This window comes from Nostoc sp. CCY0012 (assembly GCF_963920855.1).
In the GTDB taxonomy this organism is placed as follows: Bacteria; Cyanobacteriota; Cyanobacteriia; order Cyanobacteriales; family Nostocaceae; genus Cyanocohniella.
The window spans coordinates 23,377-44,345 of record NZ_CAWUDM010000006.1 but is presented as its reverse complement, the minus strand read 5'-3'; the positions used below and the strand labels follow the sequence as shown (position 1 = coordinate 44,345).

Annotated in this window: 22 protein-coding genes and 1 pseudogene; 14 read left to right on the top strand and 9 right to left on the bottom strand. The window is 40.6% G+C overall.

Annotated features, from left to right (window positions below; genetic code table 11):
- The first annotated feature begins 571 nt into the window (after positions 1 to 571).
- Positions 572 to 2,701: an ATP-binding protein gene (locus ACM0OS_RS02645; RefSeq protein ID WP_414541598.1), complete on the top strand. Its 2,130-nt coding sequence runs from the start codon at positions 572 to 574 to the stop codon at positions 2,699 to 2,701.
- A 239-nt stretch (positions 2,702 to 2,940) separates the two neighbouring features.
- On the opposite strand, the pseudogene ACM0OS_RS02640 reads toward ACM0OS_RS02645, so the two are convergent.
- Both ACM0OS_RS02640 and ACM0OS_RS02635 read right to left on the bottom strand, forming a co-directional pair.
- Positions 2,941 to 3,378, bottom strand: a pseudogene (locus tag ACM0OS_RS02640) (RNA-guided endonuclease TnpB family protein); the annotation flags it as partial.
- Positions 3,379 to 3,763: 385 nt separating this feature from the next.
- Positions 3,764 to 4,459, bottom strand: coding sequence for an SDR family NAD(P)-dependent oxidoreductase (locus ACM0OS_RS02635; RefSeq protein WP_414541597.1), 696 nt, complete (start codon positions 4,457 to 4,459; stop codon positions 3,764 to 3,766).
- Positions 4,460 to 4,663: 204 nt separating this feature from the next.
- Between ACM0OS_RS02635 and ACM0OS_RS02630 the strand changes: the two genes are divergently transcribed.
- The 10 genes from ACM0OS_RS02630 to ACM0OS_RS02585 all read left to right on the top strand — a co-directional run bounded on the left by ACM0OS_RS02630 (position 4,664) and on the right by ACM0OS_RS02585 (position 13,004).
- Complete coding sequence (locus tag ACM0OS_RS02630) at positions 4,664 to 5,197, top strand: TlpA family protein disulfide reductase (RefSeq protein ID WP_414541596.1); 534 nt, start codon at positions 4,664 to 4,666, stop codon at positions 5,195 to 5,197.
- Between the two features lie 206 nt (positions 5,198 to 5,403).
- Positions 5,404 to 6,000, top strand: a complete 597-nt coding sequence (locus ACM0OS_RS02625) for a TlpA family protein disulfide reductase (protein ID WP_414541595.1) — start codon at positions 5,404 to 5,406, stop codon at positions 5,998 to 6,000.
- A 284-nt stretch (positions 6,001 to 6,284) separates the two neighbouring features.
- A complete protein-coding gene (locus tag ACM0OS_RS02620; RefSeq protein WP_414541594.1) occupies positions 6,285 to 7,136 on the top strand; it encodes a cytochrome c biogenesis CcdA family protein in 852 nt (283 codons plus the stop codon).
- Between the two features lie 7 nt (positions 7,137 to 7,143).
- A complete protein-coding gene (trxB, locus tag ACM0OS_RS02615; RefSeq protein WP_414541593.1) occupies positions 7,144 to 8,130 on the top strand; it encodes a thioredoxin-disulfide reductase in 987 nt (328 codons plus the stop codon).
- A 35-nt stretch (positions 8,131 to 8,165) separates the two neighbouring features.
- On the top strand, positions 8,166 to 8,507 hold the full coding sequence (locus ACM0OS_RS02610) for a thioredoxin family protein (RefSeq protein ID WP_414541592.1): 342 nt from the start codon (positions 8,166 to 8,168) through the stop codon (positions 8,505 to 8,507).
- Positions 8,508 to 8,856: 349 nt separating this feature from the next.
- Positions 8,857 to 9,444 carry a DUF2808 domain-containing protein gene (locus ACM0OS_RS02605; RefSeq protein ID WP_414541591.1) on the top strand — a complete coding sequence of 196 codons (588 nt, stop codon included), beginning with the start codon at positions 8,857 to 8,859 and terminating at the stop codon, positions 9,442 to 9,444.
- A 168-nt stretch (positions 9,445 to 9,612) separates the two neighbouring features.
- On the top strand, positions 9,613 to 9,858 hold the full coding sequence (locus ACM0OS_RS02600) for a hypothetical protein (protein ID WP_414541590.1): 246 nt from the start codon (positions 9,613 to 9,615) through the stop codon (positions 9,856 to 9,858).
- A gap of 124 nt (positions 9,859 to 9,982) precedes the next feature.
- Positions 9,983 to 10,723 (top strand): TVP38/TMEM64 family protein, encoded by a 741-nt coding sequence (locus ACM0OS_RS02595; RefSeq protein WP_414541650.1) that lies wholly within the window; start codon positions 9,983 to 9,985, stop codon positions 10,721 to 10,723.
- 69 nt (positions 10,724 to 10,792) lie between these two features.
- The gene (locus tag ACM0OS_RS02590; RefSeq protein WP_414541589.1) at positions 10,793 to 11,323 is read left to right on the top strand and encodes a peroxiredoxin-like family protein; all 531 of its coding nucleotides are present in this window, start codon (positions 10,793 to 10,795) and stop codon (positions 11,321 to 11,323) included.
- 133 nt (positions 11,324 to 11,456) lie between these two features.
- On the top strand, positions 11,457 to 13,004 hold the full coding sequence (locus ACM0OS_RS02585; RefSeq protein WP_414541588.1) for a mercuric reductase: 1,548 nt from the start codon (positions 11,457 to 11,459) through the stop codon (positions 13,002 to 13,004).
- Positions 13,005 to 13,163: 159 nt separating this feature from the next.
- Here ACM0OS_RS02585 and ACM0OS_RS02580 read toward each other — a convergent pair whose 3' ends face one another.
- A complete protein-coding gene (locus ACM0OS_RS02580; RefSeq protein ID WP_414541587.1) occupies positions 13,164 to 13,454 on the bottom strand; it encodes a hypothetical protein in 291 nt (96 codons plus the stop codon).
- A 14-nt stretch (positions 13,455 to 13,468) separates the two neighbouring features.
- Here ACM0OS_RS02580 and ACM0OS_RS02575 point away from each other — a divergent pair, with 14 nt between their 5' ends.
- Positions 13,469 to 13,774 carry a hypothetical protein gene (locus ACM0OS_RS02575; RefSeq protein WP_414541586.1) on the top strand — a complete coding sequence of 102 codons (306 nt, stop codon included), beginning with the start codon at positions 13,469 to 13,471 and terminating at the stop codon, positions 13,772 to 13,774.
- Here ACM0OS_RS02575 and ACM0OS_RS02570 read toward each other — a convergent pair.
- The 5 genes from ACM0OS_RS02570 to ACM0OS_RS02550 all read right to left on the bottom strand — a co-directional run bounded on the left by ACM0OS_RS02570 (position 13,720) and on the right by ACM0OS_RS02550 (position 19,102).
- Positions 13,720 to 15,519, bottom strand: coding sequence for an ankyrin repeat domain-containing protein (locus tag ACM0OS_RS02570; protein ID WP_414541585.1), 1,800 nt, complete (start codon positions 15,517 to 15,519; stop codon positions 13,720 to 13,722). The two genes, ACM0OS_RS02575 and ACM0OS_RS02570, sit on opposite strands and share 55 nt — an antisense overlap.
- Before the next feature lie 241 nt (positions 15,520 to 15,760).
- A complete protein-coding gene (dprA, locus tag ACM0OS_RS02565) occupies positions 15,761 to 16,879 on the bottom strand; it encodes a DNA-processing protein DprA (protein WP_414541584.1) in 1,119 nt (372 codons plus the stop codon).
- Between the two features lie 38 nt (positions 16,880 to 16,917).
- Complete coding sequence (locus ACM0OS_RS02560) at positions 16,918 to 17,544, bottom strand: ElyC/SanA/YdcF family protein (RefSeq protein ID WP_414541583.1); 627 nt, start codon at positions 17,542 to 17,544, stop codon at positions 16,918 to 16,920.
- A gap of 40 nt (positions 17,545 to 17,584) precedes the next feature.
- Positions 17,585 to 18,241, bottom strand: a complete 657-nt coding sequence (locus tag ACM0OS_RS02555; RefSeq protein WP_414541582.1) for a DUF2301 domain-containing membrane protein — start codon at positions 18,239 to 18,241, stop codon at positions 17,585 to 17,587.
- Positions 18,242 to 18,274: 33 nt separating this feature from the next.
- A complete protein-coding gene (locus ACM0OS_RS02550; RefSeq protein WP_414541581.1) occupies positions 18,275 to 19,102 on the bottom strand; it encodes an S-adenosyl-l-methionine hydroxide adenosyltransferase family protein in 828 nt (275 codons plus the stop codon).
- A gap of 109 nt (positions 19,103 to 19,211) precedes the next feature.
- Between ACM0OS_RS02550 and ACM0OS_RS02545 the strand changes: the two genes are divergently transcribed.
- Complete coding sequence (locus ACM0OS_RS02545; protein ID WP_414541580.1) at positions 19,212 to 19,367, top strand: hypothetical protein; 156 nt, start codon at positions 19,212 to 19,214, stop codon at positions 19,365 to 19,367.
- 178 nt (positions 19,368 to 19,545) lie between these two features.
- On the opposite strand, the gene ACM0OS_RS02540 is transcribed toward ACM0OS_RS02545, so the two are convergent.
- Positions 19,546 to 20,466: a DUF2382 domain-containing protein gene (locus tag ACM0OS_RS02540; RefSeq protein ID WP_414541579.1), complete on the bottom strand. Its 921-nt coding sequence runs from the start codon at positions 20,464 to 20,466 to the stop codon at positions 19,546 to 19,548.
- A 214-nt stretch (positions 20,467 to 20,680) separates the two neighbouring features.
- Between ACM0OS_RS02540 and ACM0OS_RS02535 the strand changes: the two genes are divergently transcribed.
- Positions 20,681 to 20,950 (top strand): S-layer homology domain-containing protein, encoded by a 270-nt coding sequence (locus tag ACM0OS_RS02535; RefSeq protein ID WP_414541578.1) that lies wholly within the window; start codon positions 20,681 to 20,683, stop codon positions 20,948 to 20,950.
- Positions 20,951 to 20,969: the final 19 nt, after the last annotated feature.

Here is a 20,969-nt window from a genome sequence, read left to right as displayed (position 1 = left end):
TGGGAGTAGGAAAGAAGATTTTTTGAGTATACAGAGTTTTTTCAAAAATTAAATAGGAGTCCTATATCTAAGTAGGTATTGAAAATTAATTACACATAAACATTGTGAACAAAGTGTAGTATTTACAATGCTTTGGTATTTTCAGAATGTAATATTCAGGTTTTCATGGCAGTGCCTAACTCATGGTTATCTTGCAGTTGAGAAATCTTGGTTAAGAGTAGAACGAACTAAAGGATATTATTTAGTTTAAGTATTAATACTATTTGATATGTAGTTAATATATTTTTATACTGAAAAAATGTTACCATCTCACGAAATCCCGTGTTCCTTTGCCAAACTACCTGAAGTAACTGGCGCATATGATAAGTTTTCCCAATCCCTCGAAACTAGAGTGTTAAGAGAAATCAGCAAAAACCTTAATTAACCATGAATCCACCCACAAAACCCACTCAATCGTACAAGTTAAAAAAAAACATTCCTAAATCGACTTATATTAAGAGATAAATCGATATTACCAAAACGCTTTAAATTACTGCCCAGTTTCTCGATTGTTAGCCTTTTTTCATTTGCCTTGGCTATTGGCGGGCTGACTAGTTTTTATGGTCAGCAAGCTGTACAGAGCTTAGTCAGTATTCAAGAGGAGAATAATGTCATCCTCACCAAACTACTTGCGAATACCCTCTGGCCAGAGTACGGGTCATTTCTTACCTCTACTCAAACCCTGAGTGATGAAGAGCTAGTGGCAGACGTTAGAATTAGCCAGATCCAGAGCGCGGTGCTATCCCACGTTGAAGGTTCCGCAGTGGCCAAAGTCAAGATTTTTGACTTGCAAGGGCGGACGGTGTTCTCAACGGAGTTGGCTCAAATTGGAGATGTAGCCATATCATCTGCTTTTCACGATGCTAAATTAGGCCAAGTTGCCAGTCAACTTGGGCATCGAGATACCTTCACAGCCTTAACCAGCCAGATTGAAAATCGTCATTTACTCGCCAGCTATATTCCTATTTATGATCATCAGGCTCATGGAGAGATTGTTGGTGTGTTTGAGGTTTACACTGATGTTACCCCCTGGTTGCAGCAGATTGGATCAACCCAAGGCACGATTCGGCTCAGAGTCTCTCTAATTTTGATGGTTCTTTACGGTGTACTCTTTCTCTTTGTCTCCAGGTCTGATGCTTTACTCAAAAAGCAACAAGAAAAACTGCTAGATTCTGAAGCCTCCTATCGGCGGCAATCCAGTTACTTAGAAGATACATTGACTGAACAGATCAATACCCAGACTCAACTCAAAGCCCTTCTTAATCGCACCCAACTGCTGAATCACCTCAGCACAGAAATTCGCAACTCTCTCGCCTTAGATAGTATCCTAGAAAGTTCTGTCCATGCCATCTTTGAGCAACTCAATCTGGATATTTGTACATTTGGTTGGTATCATGCCGATGCTAAAACGTCCCAGTGGGAAGTGGTGCAAGAAAAGCGAAACCCCAAACTTTGCAGCTGGTTAGGCTTTTATAATCTTGAGGAGTTTCCTCTATTGTTTCAGAATATCTTTGAAGAAAAAATTTATACCATTGATATCCAAAATCCACAGCATAGTCAAGACCCAGAGCTAAGGTCATTTTGCGAATCGATGAAGATTAATCTTTATTTGGCTTTACCGATTCACACCGAGGATAAAATAGGTGCGTTTGAGATGGGACGAATTGATGGGAGTCTAGTTTGGAAACCTGATGAAATTGAGCTATTACAAAACCTAGCGACTCAAGTAGCGATCGCCATTCAACAAGCTAACCTTTATCAAACTTCTCAAGCCAAAAGCACAGAATTGAAACGAGCCTATCAGGAATTACAACAAACTCAAATGCAACTGATCCAATCGGAAAAAATGTCCAGTTTGGGTCAACTGGTGGCAGGTATTGCCCATGAAATTAACAATCCCATTAGTTTTATTTATGGCAACCTAGAACCTGTGGAGGAATATGCTGAAAATTTATTAAAAATCATTCGACTTTACCAAGCTTCTTCTCCCACTCCTTTGAGAGAAATCATAGAGGCAGTAGAAGAAGTTGATTTAGAATTTATCATCAAAGACTTACCGAAAACTCTTCAGTCAATGAAGACAGGGGCATCACGGGTTCAGAACATTGTCAAATCTCTACGCACCTTTTCACGCCTAGATGAAGCTGACCTGAAGCCAGTAGACCTACATGAAAATATTGATAGTACCTTGATGATTTTACAAAGTCATTTAAATGGTAAGATTGGCAAGCCAGAGATTACTGTGATTAAGAACTATGGCAACCTGCCTAAATTAGAATGCTATATTGGCTTGCTCAATCAGGTATTTATGAACTTACTGATGAATGCTATTCAAGCCATTGAAGAACGTCAAGTTATCGGGGTTGACCCAAATTACCGGGGTATAATTACTATCACTACAATGGTAGAGCCATTGGGGGCTATTTCCATTTCGGTGCAAGATAATGGGATAGGCATGAGTGAAGAGGTTAAGGCTCAGATTTTCAATCCCTTTTTTACAACTAAACCTGTCGGGAGAGGGACAGGGATGGGATTGTCCATTAGCTATCAAATTGTAACCAACAATCATCAAGGGGAGTTATTTCTTGATTCGACTTTGAAGCAAGGTACGACATTTACTATTCGATTACCGAAATTGCTTTGCAACTTGAACAAAAGCTAAAATTCCCAAAACCAATTTGTACTGTAACTTGTTCACGATTCACCGTAAATTTAGGAAACTGCATCAAATCGTTTCCATCCGCCATCAAACTTTTTTTTGGCGCTACTGTAATAACGATTCTCATTCTGTTAAAATATAGTCAGTTCCTCAATCCAGTGCCAGGACAACCTCACCCAGTACAACACTGAGAAACTGGTGCCAATTCGTTATACCTGCGCCCATATAATGCTAATGGCTGTAGTGAATGTAATACGTCGCTTAGTGGGATGTAATGACCATCCAGAGGTTTTATATTCAACTGAACGGTTGTCTTTCTGAAATCTGGGATAGCCTGTCTTGGAAAGTTTGCTCAAGTCGGCAGAGCCGCCCATGCAACTTTCCGCTTTTTTGCCTGGAGTTTTAGATTTGCAGTTGCCGTAAAACCTATCGATAGCTGACCATGCTCTTTCGGTCGCAGATTGGCAAGCCATTGAATTGAGTTCTTTTACAAATTCAAACTCTTTGCGTAGTGCTGTTGAGTAGTTATTAAGAGCGACTTTATTGATGTTCGCTTCTTTTGGGGCATCTATCCAATATCTAATCGCTTTATTCCTGATGAACTGTGTAGTTCTAATAGCTTCATCTATGGCTTGATACTGTAATTTTGTACCTTTAATTTTGTACTCTAAAACCAGCACTACTTAATCACTTCCTTGAGTTACTTTAACTCCAATTATGATACCATGAATAGGTAGCCAATGGGGGACAAATGAAAACAAAAAGATTAAATGTAAGGCTAACTGACCGCAGGTATCATAAGTTAACTCTCTTAGCTGCTCAGTCCGATAAGACTATTAGTAGTCTGGTTGATGATTGGATTGACTCTTTACCCGAACCTAAAAAACCAAATATCACTGAAGGCTAACGCCTTTTAATTGCTTTTCATCCCTTGGCTAAAGCACGAAAAACGCAACTGCGTTGCTGTTTCTCAAGGGTTTTCAAGCTAACCTTTATAAATAACTGTGATACTCCTCAGGAGTCGCTATGCTATGGCATTAGATATCTCCGAAAAATATTGAACAACTAAGCTCCTTCGCCAAGCATTGCAGGCACATCAATTTCCTTAATACAAGTTGCCCGCGACAATGAGAGAATACAATCAATAATACACAGAAGATCGCTTAAAGGAATTGCCTCACCACCTAATAGATTATTCGCAGCAAGATCAGCTAGGACTTCAGGCGTACCTACATTGCCTGGATTAATCACCGTCACACCGATTTGTTGCGATCGCAATTCTTCCCGCAATGAATGAACTACACCCCGTAAACCAAACTTAGAGGCACTATTAGCAACTTCTCGCCCTGAGAAATTATCCCGACCTGATAGTGAACCCATAAAGATGATTTTGGGGTTATCCGATCGCCGCAGAGCAGGTAACAAGGCTTTAACTAATCGAATTGGAGCGACCAGATTCACCGCAATTACTTTAGTAATGTCTGCATCGGAGCAATCTTCAAAGCTATACTGGCTGGTAAAAGCATGAGTTTCCCAAGTTCCTCCCATGTATAACAGCGCATCTAAACCATCGCATCCGATTGCTTTTGCCACTGTTTCTACACCTACTAAATCAGACAAATCTGCCTGAATCCATGTACCAATCAGTGTCGCAGTTCGAGAAACTGTTAGCAAGCGATCGCACTTGGATGCTAGATGTTCAGCAACCGCAAGTCCGATGCCACGGCTCGCGCCAGCCACAAGAATTGTTTTGAATGACATATAATATGTTCTCCTGTTTATACCAACTCAAATAGCCGCTACAAACTTTCAATACTAAAGAGTCATTTTAAATCCAATCCTGATTCTCAGTCGTCTTAGTAAACAGATGCACCACAATTGACCCCTCCAGTATCAATCTCTGGTCAGCATTGTGCCAGCATATTGCAAATTAAACGGTTTTCGTCTGAGAATAGGAAAAATTTTATGCACAAACACGCGAATTTTTTGCTCAAAATTTGTTTGAGCAGCCTGGTTTTTACTGCATCAATATTAGCAACAACCTCAGCTAGTATTTCTGCAACTGAAGCGCAATCATCAATTACTAAGTCTGCCCAGAAAAATGCTTGTGCGGGTAAAGATCCCTGTGCAGCTAAAGTCAACTCTGTAGGCGGGCCGTTAGCTCAAGAACTTCAAGGTAAACCTGTACTGGTAGATGTGTTTGCTACTTGGTGCGCTGGCTGTAAAAATATTGCTCCTACTCTGTCGCAATTGAAACAGCAATATTCCGGTAAGGTGAATTTCGTAGTTTTGGATGTCACTGATAGAGCCAAACTTAAACAGACAGAAGCAATGGCACAAAAATTAGGTTTGGGTAAATTTTTAGAGGCTAATAAAAGTAAAACCAGCACAGTTGCGATCGTTGATCCTGCTACTGGTGACATTTTAGCCCTGTACCAAAATAATTCCAATAAGGCTGACTACACCAAAATTCTCGAAACCGCTTTGGCGAAAAAGTAGTTCAATTGTGCCTTTCTTTGCCTCATCTTTAGGGGCAAAGCTGGCTTTTTATTTTCAATAAATCCAACTTTGATGCTCAATCGTCTTATCAATAGATACTCCACAATTTACAGTTCCAATTTCTCATCTCCAGAAAACAGGTGAAAAATGAACGCCAAGACTGATTGTGGCAGAATTACACAATTAAAGCGTGAGGAGAATACCCAATGTACAAAAACAAATTTTTTCTGAGCCTACTGTGCTTGAGTGGTCTGGTTTTGACCGTATCATGCAGCCCACCGAAATCAGATAATCTTTCTCAAAATCAAACTCCATCAACTACGAATGTTGCTCAGTCCAACCCCTGTGCAGCGAAGAATCCTTGTGCAGCGAAGAATCCCTGTGCAGCTAAAAATCCCTGCGCCGCTAAAAATCCCTGCGCCGCTAAAGATGCTGTTAAATTAACCTCTGTAGGAAATCCTCTAGCTCCAAAACTTCAAGGTAAACCTGTACTGGTGGATGTATTTGCTACCTGGTGTGCTGGCTGCAAAAATATTGCTCCTACCCTGTCACAATTGAAACAGGAATATTCTGGTAAGGTGAATTTTGTGGTTTTGGATGTAACAGATAAAGCCAAACTCCAAGAGACACAAGCGCAAGCAGAAAAATTGGGTTTGGGTAAATTTCTGGAAGCTAATAAGAGTCAAACAAGTACAGTAGCTATTGTTGACCCGGCTACTGGTGAAATTTTAACAATGTTTAAAAATAATCCTAACAAGGATGACTACACTCAAGTATTAGACTCTGCTCTGGCGAGTATTTAGTAACACATTCCCCACGGATAAATCCGGGGGATTTTAACAGCTATGAGAAATAGCGGTTTGGTTCCTGTGCAGGTTCCGAAACACTACCCTCCGTACCTCCAGGCGTGGTTACGATTAAACAGAGGATGTACTCATCCCCACGCCCCAAAAACAAACTGTTTTGCCCTTAGCAAGCGATGCGTTTTTACTCTACCAAGGCTACGCGACTCGCCAGCGCAATGAAATGACAGGTATGGGAAATCACTGCATATATCTCCATCTCTTCATAACTTCAGGATAATTTAATGACACGAATACCTCAGTCATCCACTGAGCATAAGAGTTCCCGGCGTTCTAAAGTCTCGAAAAAATGGCTAATTTACGGTGGATTGGGATTATTATCCCTGATTTTAGTAATCACACTGGGGCCTGTAATTAGTCATCCAATTGAACGCGTGATTTCGATTGTCGAAAATCGTTATCAACAATGGTTTGATCAACAAAATACAGCAAATCCCCTTGTATTAATGCCTTTGGCCTTTATTGGTGGGGTAATTGCTAGTGTTTCACCTTGCATATTGGCACTTTTACCAGTCAACCTCAGTTATATCGGTACACTGAAAATTAAATCTCGTTGGGATGCTTTTACTAAGGCTGGTTTATTTGTCTTGGGAGCAGTAACGATTTTAAGTTTGTTTGGCTTGGTTTCATCTTTCGCCGGAGCCGTTATGGTGGAGTACCGAGGCTATATAAATATTGTCGTCGGACTAATTATGGCTGTCATGGGTCTGTGGTTGATGGGAGTGGTAAAACTACCTTTACCGCAGATGAATGTGAATCTCCCCCAGGCTGGCCCTTATGGGGTAGGTTTGACTTTTGCCTTAGTGAGTTCCCCTTGTGCTAGTCCGGTGCTGTTTGCTGTATTGGCTGCGGCGGCTGCATCAGGTTCTCAGTTGTTGGGGACACTGACAATGGTTAGTTATGCTCTGGGTTATACAATTTTGATTTTCCTGGCGAGTTTATTTACGGGACTGGCGAAACAAAGCAACAAGTTGTTGAAACATTCCGAGGGCATTATCCGCTTTGGCAGTTTGGCGCTGATTTTAACTGGGGCATATTACTTATTTACTGGTACTCAATGGTTTGTAGGAGCTTAGGTGAATCATGGTAGAGAATCTAGTAATTATTGGTTCTGGCCCTGCTGGTTATACAGCCGCTATCTATGCAGGACGCGCTCAACTCAACCCTGTGGTATTTGAAGGTTTCAGTGCTGGGGGAATACCCGGCGGCCAATTAATGACTACGACCGAGGTTGAGAATTATCCTGGGTTTCCTGAAGGAGTTCAAGGGCCAAAGTTAATGCAACAGATTCGCCAACAAGCATTACGCTGGGGTGCGAAGTTAATTACCGATGATGTTATTGCTGTAGATTTTTCTCAATACCCTTTTACTGTAGCTTCTGATGATCTCTTAGAAGTTAAGACTCGTGCTGTAATCATCTGTACGGGAGCCACTGCGAAAAGATTACATCTACCGGGTGAAGAAAAGTTCTGGAATAACGGGATTTCTGCCTGTGCGATTTGCGATGGGGCTAATCCTTTGTTCGTTAATGCAGACATAGCCGTGGTTGGTGGTGGTGATTCGGCTATAGAAGAAGCTCTGTATCTCACTAAATATGCCCGTCAGGTTCATTTATTGGTAAGGAGTAATTGTTTACGGGCTTCTAAGACTATGCAGGAGCGTGTATTTAATCACAGCCAAATTCACATCCACTGGCATAGCTCACCCATCAGTGTAGAAGGCGATCGCATATTACGCTGTGTCCAAGTTCAAGATAATCTCACTGGTGCAGTTTCTGATTTAGCCGTAAGTGGTTTATTCTACGCCATTGGGCATACCCCCAATACGCAACTGTTTCAGGATCAATTAGAACTGGATGAGGCTGGTTACATCAAGACTCAAGGTAAAAGTACCGCTACTAATATTCCCGGTATTTGGGCTGCTGGAGATGTACAGGATTATGTTTATCGTCAAGCAATTACCTCAGCTGGTACGGGTTGTATGGCAGCACTGGAGGCTGAGAGGTGGTTGTCACAAAGGCGATTGTCTCCGGTAGGCGGAACACCAAACTTTGTTTCTTCCGTTGCCTAAAAAGTATTTTTTGTCACAATTACAAGGAGATAAATATGCAAGAAACTTTTTCTATTGATCAAACTTTCTTCACAGGAAAAGAAGCTTTTGACTGGTTGATGCAGAAATCCGATCAGCTAATCATTGTCAAATTTGTAGCCCCCTACTGTCCTTCCTGCGAAACACTTAAACCTGTGCTACATCAAATAGCTGAGGAAAACCCAGGTAAATTGCATTTGGTTGAACTTGATATGAGCGAAGAACCTGAGTTAGCAATTGACTATGGTGTCAGAAGCGCACCAACAGTAGTATTACTTAAACAGCAGCAAACATTGACACGAATCGTAGGTTTGAAACCTAAAAAACAGTATGCAGACACGATTCAATCTGCGCTCTAAGACAGGTGAATAAATGTCTGACACTTGTTGCTCTGTAGCTAAAAAATCCTTAAACGCAAACTGTCCAGTCAATAGAGTGGAAAGAAAGCGGGTGAAAACTGTTACGCTTCAAAGTTTACTGAAACCAGGAGCATTGATTTTAAGCGCATCCATTTTGATTTGAGGTTCGTATTCTTATTGAAGTCTGTAATCACCAGACAAGTATTTTTGAAAGATGCGTTAATTCTTAGTTAATTAGTGCTGTAGCCAGCATTTTTTACCACAAGAGTTGATAGTTGACTCAACCAAGTTTTTTAGCCAATTTTGCGTAAGTTCTAAATTGGCTAATTAAATAACAAAGGAGAACATTATGTTACACCAAATTACTCAACAAGTAGGCACAAGCGCTGTATTATTAGGGATGATTATGGGATTAAACCCTGTGAATTTATCAGCGCAAGCACGACAAATAAATTCATCTCAACAATCAATGTTTAGAGAACAGCAATCAACAGTATTTAATCGAGTACCGAGATTAATTAACTCTGGTGCTACCCATAAAGAGCGTAATGTTGCTTCAACTTACTATTTTACGATTGTAGTTCCAGAAAATGCACCTGATGCCCTAAAAGCTGTCACCATTAATCAAAATCCTGGCTCTGAAATCATTAAGTTTAATGTAGCTCAAAGTCGAGCTTTTTCAGGCAACAAATTAGCAGGTGATACTTCCATATCTCTAACACCAATTGGTGGTATTCAATCTTCAGATATGAATCAAGTAACTTTGGTATTTGATCAGCCATTACAACCAGGAAACTTAGTTACTCTTAGTTTAAGAGTTGAGCAAAATCCCCGCTATGATGACATTTATTCTTTTGGGGTCACAACTTTTCCCGACAATGAAAAAAGTCCTAATTTATATCTAGGAGAAGCCAAAATTACTATTACAGACTCATAAAATGACAACCCCACAAAAACGCCGATTCAGTTCCTTAGTCAAACTGCTATTTATTAGTATTACAGTTGCCGTAATAGTTGTCGCTGTAAAACAATTTAATGTTCAATAAGTTTTGCGAAATTCATTGATTTGGGTTGACAGTCATTTGCTTTTATAGTTATTTACAACTTGGCAACGATACTATTTATTCCTGGTGCTTTGCTGTTCGGCGTGGTTTTGGGGTCAGTTTATGTTTTCATGGCTGCAACTTTTGTTTTTCTGATTGGACATTACTTGTGTCGGGATGTAATTTGCAGGATGATTCAGGGTAATGTTAAGTTCAAAGCGATTGATAAAGCAGTAGCCCAAGAAGGATTTAAAATTGTTCTATATTTAGCGCACATAGCCAAAAAAGCTGTAAATACAACTATTTAATCGGGAGAAGTCACCCATGTTACAACCTACGACCACTCATTTGCTATTTCCTCCAAGACAAAAGCCAACGATTGCATATATACCGCCGAGAATTTGGCAGAAGTTAGTCAAATTTGCTGTTCTCATGCTGACAGCGTTGAGTGTCACGTTAATCTTAGCTACAGAACCAGCGTGGGGACAAGAATCTGCTCAGAATGCTGCCGGATTTAATCCCCAAGTATGGTTGCGAAATGCTTTGCAGTGGATTGATGGTCTTGGTGCTGTAGGAGCATTGGCGTTTATCCTCCTTTATATCGTTGCTACTGTTGCCTTTTTACCAGGCTCAATCCTCACACTCGGTGCAGGTGTGGTCTTTGGCGTGGTTTGGGGTTCGCTTTATGTGTTCATTGGTGCAACTATAGGTGCTACCGCCGCTTTCTTGGTCGGACGTTATTTGGCTAGGGGATGGGTTGCTAAGAAGATTGCCGGGAATCAGAAATTTCGGGCAATTGATGAAGCTGTGGGGAGGGAAGGACTAAAAATTGTGCTGTTAACGCGACTTTCTCCTATCTTCCCTTTCAACTTGTTGAACTATGCTTATGGTGTAACGGGCGTTTCCCTTAAAGATTATATTCTTGCTTCCATTGGCATGATTCCCGGCACAATTATGTATGTTTATATCGGTTCTTTAGCTGGTAGTATTGCCACGATTGGTACTGAATCCCAACCTGGGAATCTTGGTGTACAGTGGGCGATTCGGATTATCGGCTTTATCGCTACAGTTGCTGTGACAATTTATGTGACAAAAGTTGCTCGTAAAGCGTTAGAAGAAGAAGTGTTAGAACCTACAGACAATGATGAAAATAGACAAATCAACCTGAATTAATCAATAATTTCAGTATGAGTTAATTGTGCTTTTGTATTGCTTCACACTTATTAAACAAGTAAAAAAACAATGATAACAACAAACACAACCAAATTACTCACTGGTACTCAAGTGCCAGAACTGGAAGTAAAAACTCTTGATGGTAAACTATGGAAACTGTCTGAGCAGCAGCCCCAAAACTTCACATTAATTATCTTTTATCGGGGTTGGTTCTGCCCAATTTGCCACAATTATTTAGCGGAACTAGAACGACTTCTAGATGATTTTACTAACCTTGGAGTGGAGGCGATCGCTATTAGTGGCGACAGTCAAGTAGATGCTCAAAAATCAATTACAGAATGGGAAATTAAAAATCTCACCGTTGGTTATGAAGCTAGTATAGACTTATTTCGTAGTTGGGGACTTTATCTTTCCAAAGGTGCATTTGAAAAAGAACCTCCTTTATTTTGTGAACCTGGTTTTTTCTTAGTCAAACCAGACGGTACACTTTTCTATGCTGCCGTAAATAGCGCACCTTTTGGTCGTCCACCCATATCAGATATGCTCTCTGCTATTGACTTTGTTTTGCCAAGGAATTATCCCGTGCGGGGAACAGATTAATTCGTAATTCGTAATAATATCAGGCTCGTTCGCCCTTAGCGTGCCGAAATAATCACTAACCTAGTTTGTAATATTCCTTTCCAGCATAAGATGGAATAATTACACAATTATTAATATTTGAAGGAGTTAATTTATGTCAAGTTCTGCATTTCAAAAAGTTACTCTACCACCAATGGATGAGTATAATCAAAAACTTATTTCCTATGTTCATCCACCTGATTGGGTTAATCCTCAACCTGCTGATTGTTATGACTTAGTTGTGATTGGTGCTGGTACGGCGGGATTAGTTGTCGCCGCAGGTGCAGCAGGTTTAGATGTGGGATTAAAAGTGGCTTTGATTGAAAAACATTTGATGGGTGGGGATTGTTTAAATGTCGGTTGTGTGCCTTCCAAATGTATTATCCGTTCCTCTCGCGTTGTTGGCGAAATGTGGGAGGCAAAGGCTTTGGGAATTAATCCTCCAGAAAAAATAGACGTTGATTTTCCGGCAGTTATGGAACGGATGCGTCGTTTAAGGTCGGGTATTAGCCATCATGATTCGGCTCATCGTTTTCAAAAGCTGGGAATTGATGTTTTTTTAGGTGGTGGTCATTTTTCTAGTGACAATACTATTGAAGTTGGCAATCAAAAACTTCGATTTAAAAAAGCTGTAATTGCTACTGGTGCTAGAGCCGTGCGTCCCTCGATTAAGGGAATTGAAGAAGCTGGATTTCTGACTAATGAAACTGTCTTTTCACTCACGGAACTTCCGAAACGTCTGGCTGTAATTGGTGGTGGGCCTATTGGTTGTGAATTGGCTCAAGCTTTCCAACGTTTAGGTTCTCAAATCATCTTATTTCATAACGGTTCTCACATATTAAATAAAGAAGATCGGGATGCCGCAGAAATTGTGCAGAATGTTTTGATCCGCGAAGGTATTCACCTAGTTTTGAATAGCCAAATACTAGGTGTAGAAAAAACTCCTGAAGGAAAGATAATCAACTTTCTTAGCAATGGTTCTAAAATGTCTATTACTGTTGATGACATTTTAGTTGGTGCAGGACGCGCCCCGAATGTTGAAGGTTTAAATTTAGAAGCGGTTGGGGTGGAGTATGACCAACGTCAGGGGGTAAAAGTCAATGATTACCTCCAGACAACAAACCCCAGGATTTATGCGGCTGGTGATATCTGCATGGATTGGAAGTTTACTCATGCGGCTGATGCAGCAGCACGGATTGTGATTAAGAATACGCTGTTTTCTCCCTTTGGCTTCGGGAAATCCAAGTTGAGTAGTTTGGTAATGCCTTGGGTAACATATACTGACCCAGAAATTGCCCATGTGGGGATGTATGAACAGGAGGCTCAAGAAAAGGGTTTTGATATCAATACAATCAAGATTCCTTTTAGTAGTGTAGACCGAGCGATCGCAGATGGTGAAGAAGACGGTTTTGTGAAAATTATCCACAAGAAAGGTTCAGATCAAATTTTAGGTGCCACAATTGTTTCGCGTCATGCTGGGGAAACCATTAGTGAAGTGACTACAGCAATTGTGAATAAGGTTGGTTTAAATGGGTTATCTGGTGTGATTCATCCCTATCCAACTCAAGCAGAAGCTATTAAAAAAGCCGCAGATGCTTATCGTCGTACTCTGTTAACACCAACATCAAAACGAATTTTAGGATTGCTGACGAAGTTTTCTTGATTTCTGCGCTTTTTTACAACTTCCCTGATTTTTTATTGCAAATTCTGGTAGTAATTCTTGAAAAGGTAGTCCTAAACTTTGACTAAATTTATTCTTGAGGATTTGTACTCGTAGTGTCATAGAACCAATTTTATTGATGGACTATCCCACAAAATCATTCTAAATTCCTTTCAGATAATATCCCAGATATTCAGCTAAAACTTGAACATAAGGTTCCTGAAGAATAGTATAATGATTGCCGGGAATTTCATGGATTTCTAAATCATCAGTTACTAATTTGCTCCACCCAAATTCCGGAGCTTTTGTTCCTTCTAATATTTGTTCACTGCTACAGAAGAGGGTAATTCGACCAGTATAAGGCTTGGGTATATACTTATATTTAGCCATCAGATTTGCTTGAAAAACTTGTAGTAATTGCCGCATTTGTTGCAACCCAAATTCTGAAGGCAAAATATTGACCTTTTTTGCTTTCTCTAAAATATAGTTTACTTTATCATCAAAAATTGGAAGCAGCGCTGCAAGTGGCGGATAAGGTGGCTGTTTTTTATGCGGGGACAACTCTGGAAGTAGCAAATACTGTTGATTTCACTACAGGAAATTTGCGTCATCCCTACACTCAGGCTTTGTGGCGATCGCTCAGGAATTGCTACTCCAACTCTTTCTCTACTTGGCCCAGTTTTGTTTTGCTTCTAGCTCAACATTTTCTTGCTTCTGATTATTTTTTCGGCACAGAAATATTCAATGCCATTTTAACCCGTGCAAAAAGTTGAGGCAGATATTTATAGAATCGCCCATCTCGCAGAAACATTGCATCGATGGTACAGCTACCACAGTGTTCTCCAGGGCCAGGAACTGCAACCGATAGTACGGCTGCGTCTGAAACACCAGCCCAGGGTAAGTGTCCTACAGGAGCTTGCAGTGAATAATTGAGTTCGGATTCATTCAACCAGTCGCTGCTGATGAAATCGTTTTCGATCCGAGGAACTTGAAGTTTCCAACCGACGCGATCTCGAAAGGTATTGGCGGCAGTTTCGGAATTGTTCGGATGAGATGCTATTACCTCTTGCCAAATCTTTGCTTGGACACTGAGTCCAAACCTTCCACCGCTAGCTCCTAACCAAGCTCGATCAATCTCTTGAATTAAATCTAGAGGTATAGTGGCAGCGTTCGGTCCAAAGAGGTCTTTTTGAGGTGATAAGAGACGGCGGGTTTCTTGATCGGCAGCACTCCAGTTTTGAGAATTGAGCAACTGCTGGAGTTTTGCTGTGGCTTTGGTTGTGGTTGTTCCACTACCAGCAGAATTTTTAGTTGTGATATGTCGCTCTAACAAATTAATGATTTGGGTTTTATTAAGTTGTCGAGCTAAGTCTAAAGCAGTTTTACCTTGCTTATCTTTGAGGTCAACCCTAGCATTTTTACTGAGAAATAGTGTTACCAATTCCGGGCCAAAGAAACTTTGTTCCTCCAATACTGCTTGGTGTAGAGGTGTTCTTCCTAAATTATCTTGAACATTTAAATCTGCATTAGCCGCAACCAGTAACTGAGCTACTTCCAGGTTGACATCATACAGAGGGGTTTTACCTTCAGCATCTTGCAAATTAACTTTGGCTTTTCGATCCACCAGCAGTTTAATCAAAGAAGGTTGGAAACGATGCACATGGAGCGGAGTTTGTCCCTGAGCATTGCGGAGATTAACATCAACTCTCCGATCGAGTAGGAGTTGTAGTACTGTGGGGTTAATATCCTGAGAGTGAATTACAGCCCCTTGACGATTTTGGATAGTTAGATCCGCCCCTGCTTCGATTAGTTTCTTGGCGATTTCTAGATGAGATGCTGCGTAGTGTAGTGGTGTCCAGTTTTGATTGCTACGGGCATTTATATCCGCACCACTGCGAATCAATAGCTCGGTAATATCTGCTTTTCCGGAATTGGGAACAAGATGTAGCGGTGTCATTTGCTCCTGATTTCTAGCATTAACCTTAGCACCCCCATCTATCAAAAGTTTGATTACAGCCGCCGTTTTTTCACCAAAAACATTATGGAGTGGGGTATTACCATTTTGGTTCCGGACATTGACCTTTGCTCCTCTACTCAGAAGTAATCGCGCATTTTTCTCAGATTTTCCTAAATAATGTAGGGGAGTATCTCCTTTCCCATCCTTGGCGTTGACATTTACCCCAGTTTGGATTAAACCTTCAGCCAGTGCTTCTGTTTCGTCTGTGGATAGTAAAACGTTGAGCGGTAGCCACTTTTCATCCAAGATATCGCAGGGTTGATTCAGATTACCTCCTTCGGCGATCGCCTTACCTAATGCTACTGATAAATCGGGAGCAGCACCGAAGGGACTAAATTTTTCCGATAAAGTTTTACAAAAAGGAGAGATGGAATTAGATTTTTTTGGTACAACAGATTCAACACCAAATGGTATCATTACCATTGTTCCCAAAGCAGTAAGGGAAATCAAAAAAATTGTCTTGAAGAGATAACGAGATGATTTGTAGTTAAATTTCGCCATTATGATGTGATTTCCTGATTTCCTATAAAAGATTTATAAATTATTTAGGACTTACGCACTCGCTACGAAAATTAAGGCTTTGAGATTGCTTCCCTACGGTCGCAATGACGAATTATACCAGTCTGTGGCGCGTACAGTCTGGGATTCATTAATACTTGCTTTTAACTATTTTTGATGATTACAGGCTTGTCTACAAAGCAGAAGATAGGTCTAGCCGTTTGCTTTAATGAAAATTGGCAGTTTAACTTTTTTGATATCGCATTCCCGGTAGTTGCGAGACTAATCCCATCAGTTCCAACTGTAATAAAGCACTGGAAACCGCACCAGCATTCATGCCTGTATGTTGGACAATAAAATCAAATGGTAAGATATCACAGGCGATCGCATCTATGACTTGTTGCAGTTCTGGTGATAAATTAGGCACACTTAGCTTTTCGGGAATTGGTGATGTGTCAACAGCATCTAGTTGTGGTATGGCTCCCAACATCTTTAAAAGTTCATCTAATTCCCGCAAAATCATCGAAGCGCCTTGGCTGAGTAATTTTAAACACCCTTGGGATGGATGATCATCTATTCTTCCCGGTAATGCATAGACATCTCTGCCAAATTCGTTGGCATAGGTAGCAGTAATTAAAGCACCGGATTTTATAGGGGCTTCCATGACCAAAATAGCGCGGCTTAAACCTGCAATAATTCTGTTACGCCGGGGAAAATGAGTTCTATCAGGTGGAGTTTTGCCGGGATATTCACTGATTACTAAACCTTGACTCAAAATCTGTTTATACAAATCCCGATTTTTCTGAGGATAAATCACATCTACACCAGTTCCCAAAACTGCGATCGTTCTTCCCCCTGCTTTCATGGTGGCTAGGTGGCTTTCTGTATCGATTCCCTCAGCCATCCCCGAAACCACTGTAAAGCCATTTTTCGCCAAAGCTGTGCTAATTTGCCGCGTCCAACGAATACCATAATCGGAAGGGCGGCGTGTCCCCACAATCCCCACTAACGGCTTTTGTCCGAGATTTTCTTGTAAATCAACTTCACCGCGATAGTACAACATGGGCGGTGGACTAGGCGTTTCCAGTAACAAACGGGGATAATCTGCGTCGGCTGGTGTCCAAAAATGAGGATTTTCTTGCTGGTGTTGAGTGAGTAATGTTTCGGGATGTAAACGCGATCGCTGTTGAACGACTTTCTCTAATGTTTGCCCACCAAAACCTTCCACTGCTGCTAACTGGGCTTTGTTGGCATTCCAAGCTGTAGATAAAGTACCAAAATGCTGATGCAAGCGTCGCAGTAACACTGGGCCAATTCCAGCAATTTGCGCCCAAGCCAGCCAATATGCCCTTTCTTCTCCCACTTTGTCATCCTCAGTCTACTGGTTTGAGTATTCCCACATTAGGATTCCCAATTAACAAACTGAGCATATATATATGCAATGGTTTCCGATAAAATTACCCGCGCTCCTTCACTAGAATTCCACCATTTTTCAGGGTCATAATTTGCTGGTTCAGTAGCAATTATCCCGACTTTAATTTGGGGAGCCAGTCTATGTTTAAATATGATCCAACTTCTGCGGGCATGAGCATCACAAGTCAATAAATTTATGGATGTTATGGGTAAATTAGCCTGTGATAACCACTGAAGTAATGATATAGCAGATGCATTAGTCCGCTCCTTCACCACGGCTTGACTGGGAACAACTACCAAATCTTCTTTGGGGACACCCATTTTATTTAACGTTGCTGCGGCAATTTCCGCAAAGTTTTTGTATTCAATTAAATATGAACCTTGTTCTACGTCACTTCCTATGGTAATTATATATTTATAAGAGCCGTTTTTTAATTCAGTATATGCTTGAGCGATCGCGTTGTCTGATATCCATCCTTCAATGACTAATGCATCTGCTGATTTGATGGGAGCAGTTACGGCGAGAAATGAGTATAAGTGAGTAATGATATAAAATATGGCAACAGCGATGATTACCAGAAATATTAACCATCCCTGAGCCGTAGTTGTCCACATTTATCGATGTTGTCTGAACTGGATTTTTGATGATTTTACTTTAGATTTTAGCGGATTTTTGTTTGTGTAAATAAGCAAATACAGACTTATCGCCAATATCTGCGGGAATTACTTGCACTGATTTACGCGCCGCAAATACTAGCAATAAAATTGCCCAAATTCCTAATAAAATTTGTTCCCCTTGAGTTGGCAAAATTCCTACTAAATGTCCCAATAACAGCAAAGGTACTGTGAGGGTTAATACTTTTGTTTCCAACCGATTAAAACAGAAAGCTTCTTTAAAAAAGATGCCTGTTAAGGCCACAAATGTAAAACCAACACCAAATAATGTTAGAGGTTGGTTGTAAATTGTCACTGCTAAAGGTTCACTACTAGAAAAGGCAAAAACTACTGCGGTAATACTACCAATTATCCAAAAAACTTGTAATAGTCGGTGCAGTAATGCCATGTAGATGTGAATAGTGATTAAGCTCACGCCCAGGGCCAGGCTAAAACAGGCATATAGAGGTGTCAAGGCAGCGATGGTAGTAGGATTATTGTTGAACAAAACCAAAGCGCTGCCTATGGCAAAGCTGATTGCCGCTACTATTAAACCAGTACGATAGATAATTACACCTATGCGATCGCTCTGATCGATGGTAAAGTCGCCAAACTGACCTTGATAAACTTCTGGTGTAGATATTGTTTGTGTAGTCATAGTCAAAATTGCTGCTACTATACTTTAACTCTATCAATTTTCTGTGGTTTGGTTTTTCTCCAAAAATAAGACTTGTAACGCATCTTGCAAATTTATCTGTAATTGTGAATGGGCATTACCGCCATTAATGGCTATTTCTACCCAGCCATGACTCCCCACTAAAGCGGCTACCTCTCCCACTTTCACATCACTGTAAGTTGCACATCCTGGTATGGACAGCCCAGCAGCTTGCACACACCAAGTTTTACCCTGCACATACATTTCGGGAATATTGCTGACTAAGTTGCCAAAGTAATCAATATATTGAATGCATCCTGTGACGCCAGTATTTGTTTGAATACACTCACCTATATTCAGCTGTATCAAGGTTTCTGGATTGATTTCTTGTCCCAACTCTGTGATCGGCACACCACTGGCCAGATGTGCTGCTACTGGTGCAAAGATATCTCTACCGTGAAAAGTGTTACTAGGTTCAGGAGTTCGCCAATAATGGGGATTTGTGAGTTCAACGGCTGTAACGGCTGGACTTTGACTGAGTACGCCACTAAATATCCCGTTATCTGGGCCTACCAGGAACCCTTGCGCCAATTCTACTGCGATCGCTCGTCGTTTACTTCCCACGCCTGGATCTATCACTGCCATATGCACTGTTCCCACGGGGAAATAAGGGTAAGCATTCATCAGGCAAAACCTAGCTGCGGCAAGATTCTGAGGCGGAATTTGGTGCGTTAAGTCTACTACACTTAACAAGGGGTTAATTTGGGCAATTACACCTTTGATTACACCTACATAGACATCGTGATCGCCAAAATCGCTTGTCAGGACAAGGAGCGATGATGGACTGATTTGATACTTGGACATAGCTAGATAATGAAAATATATTAAGACATAATTTTCTGTATCGACAGCTACAAAATATATGTTATGTTAGCAATACAAGACATAATAAAAATTATAGGAGTTAGTTACTATGAGTCAAAGTAGACTACAAACTTTGAGAACAGCACAAGAAACTCATAGAGTGAATATTCAAAAGAGCTTAGAGCATCGTTTGCAAGTAGCCAAGGCTAAAGGCGACACCCAGTTGATTCATCAACTAGAAGCAGAAATTCAATATTTCCGCTAAATCAAAAGTTTATAGTTCATAGTTTTGTTGTGTGGTACCCCGCTTCGGCGGGTTTTTTAATTTTTGTAAATAAACAAAAAGGCTATCAATTTAATTGATAACCTTTTGAACGCCAGTTGCTACAAGTCGGGGAACCCACCCACGGCACTGGCTCCTTTTGACTTCCAAGGCCGCGCTACTAGCTCCTTCTGTTCCGTAATTGATCATCTTTATTAATGTCTAATTCTTCCCGGCGAAGGGTTTCTTGAGCCTCAACTGAATCCTGTTCTGTAACCTTCGTCACATTGACTTCTTCTCGAACAAAGGCTTCTTTGCGGATGTCAGGAGTTTCTTCATAAACATCCACGCGCGCAACTTCACCTTCGCGGAAGTCTACATCCCCAGGAGCAACTTTTCTTCCTGCATCCGTAGGTGTAGTCCGTTCAATTACTACTCTTTCTTTTTCCACGGGAACTGAAACTGCTGCTTGATTGGTTTCTACATGTTTACCAATTGCTACTTCCCCTGTCTTCACACGGGACTTATTCGCAACTAAACGTTCTTCGTAAAGTTTGAGGTTTTGGTGATTTTGCTCACTCATGTCGTACAAATCTGGTTCTCGTTCATACGTATAAGTATTGCGATCATAAGTAGGTGCAGGTGTAGTTGCCCTTGGTGTAGTATCAGCATAAGCTCGTGGAGTATCCAAGGGTGCTGAAGCTTCTAAAGGTGTTCCTGTGTCTAAGGATCTCTCTGCCAATGGAGTACGATAAACTCCGCGTACCTGCTCTTCATAATCGTAATCAATCCGTTCTAAATCATCGAAGTCAGGTAAGCTTTCTACTTGTTCCCGACTAAGCCCTGTAGCATAGACTGTTCGATCACCATAGCTGATGCGAGAACGCCCAACAGGTAGTAAAACTTTCTTACCAAAAATCCAAAAACCTGTATCAACTACTAAATAGCGAAAACGCCCTGCATCATCTACTAATATATCTTTGACTGTGCCAACTTTATCATTGCTGATATCTGAATAAACATCAAAATCTCTGATTTCATAATTATCAAAATCAGCATCTCTATAGTCGTCAGCAAAATCTCTTAATTTATAAAGAGCCATATTAATATTTTCCCCAAATCTACACTATTTATTTTATAAATCTTCCTTTATTTTTACTTCCTTCTCTTGATATAATCTTAAAATCACTGACGATACCATAATTTATCACTTTAGATATAATTTTTAAATCATTTGATAGATAACTGAGGCAAACTAAAAAAATATAATTGTATATATAAAACTATATACAGAATAGGGTGGAGGTAGAAGTTAAATGTCTTTTTTATCTGACTTATCAGCCTTAAGTGCGTCTTTTTTAACTTTAGGATTATCAGCAAGTTTAAGTTCTGTTGCTTTAGCGCAAACGAGTTTTCCTGATGTGCCACCTGACCATTGGGCACAACCATTTATTAACCGTTTAGCGCAAAGAAATATTATTGCTGGATATCCCGATGGAACATTTCGACCAGAACAGGCGAGCCTGAAATATGCTGTATTTGCTCTCATTTACAGGTTTTCAAATCAAGTGTCAATCATTTTGTGACGAAATAACGTTGCATTCA

Bases quoted from the DNA above. Each gene is read 5' to 3' on its own strand.
- ACM0OS_RS02635 (WP_414541597.1), bottom strand. From the start codon at position 4,459: ATGTCATTCAAAACAATTCTTGTGGCTGGCGCGAGCCGTGGCATCGGA.
- ACM0OS_RS02630 (WP_414541596.1), top strand. From the start codon at position 4,664: ATGCACAAACACGCGAATTTTTTGCTCAAAATTTGTTTGAGCAGCCTG.
- ACM0OS_RS02625 (WP_414541595.1), top strand. From the start codon at position 5,404: ATGTACAAAAACAAATTTTTTCTGAGCCTACTGTGCTTGAGTGGTCTG.
- ACM0OS_RS02620 (WP_414541594.1), top strand. From the start codon at position 6,285: ATGACACGAATACCTCAGTCATCCACTGAGCATAAGAGTTCCCGGCGT.
- trxB (WP_414541593.1), top strand. From the start codon at position 7,144: ATGGTAGAGAATCTAGTAATTATTGGTTCTGGCCCTGCTGGTTATACA.
- ACM0OS_RS02610 (WP_414541592.1), top strand. From the start codon at position 8,166: ATGCAAGAAACTTTTTCTATTGATCAAACTTTCTTCACAGGAAAAGAA.
- ACM0OS_RS02605 (WP_414541591.1), top strand. From the start codon at position 8,857: ATGTTACACCAAATTACTCAACAAGTAGGCACAAGCGCTGTATTATTA.
- ACM0OS_RS02595 (WP_414541650.1), top strand. From the start codon at position 9,983: ATGCTGACAGCGTTGAGTGTCACGTTAATCTTAGCTACAGAACCAGCG.
- ACM0OS_RS02590 (WP_414541589.1), top strand. From the start codon at position 10,793: ATGATAACAACAAACACAACCAAATTACTCACTGGTACTCAAGTGCCA.
- ACM0OS_RS02585 (WP_414541588.1), top strand. From the start codon at position 11,457: ATGTCAAGTTCTGCATTTCAAAAAGTTACTCTACCACCAATGGATGAG.
- ACM0OS_RS02570 (WP_414541585.1), bottom strand. From the start codon at position 15,519: ATGGCGAAATTTAACTACAAATCATCTCGTTATCTCTTCAAGACAATT.
- ACM0OS_RS02560 (WP_414541583.1), bottom strand. From the start codon at position 17,544: ATGTGGACAACTACGGCTCAGGGATGGTTAATATTTCTGGTAATCATC.
- ACM0OS_RS02555 (WP_414541582.1), bottom strand. From the start codon at position 18,241: ATGACTACACAAACAATATCTACACCAGAAGTTTATCAAGGTCAGTTT.
- ACM0OS_RS02550 (WP_414541581.1), bottom strand. From the start codon at position 19,102: ATGTCCAAGTATCAAATCAGTCCATCATCGCTCCTTGTCCTGACAAGC.
- ACM0OS_RS02545 (WP_414541580.1), top strand. From the start codon at position 19,212: ATGAGTCAAAGTAGACTACAAACTTTGAGAACAGCACAAGAAACTCAT.
- ACM0OS_RS02540 (WP_414541579.1), bottom strand. From the start codon at position 20,466: ATGGCTCTTTATAAATTAAGAGATTTTGCTGACGACTATAGAGATGCT.
- ACM0OS_RS02535 (WP_414541578.1), top strand. From the start codon at position 20,681: ATGTCTTTTTTATCTGACTTATCAGCCTTAAGTGCGTCTTTTTTAACT.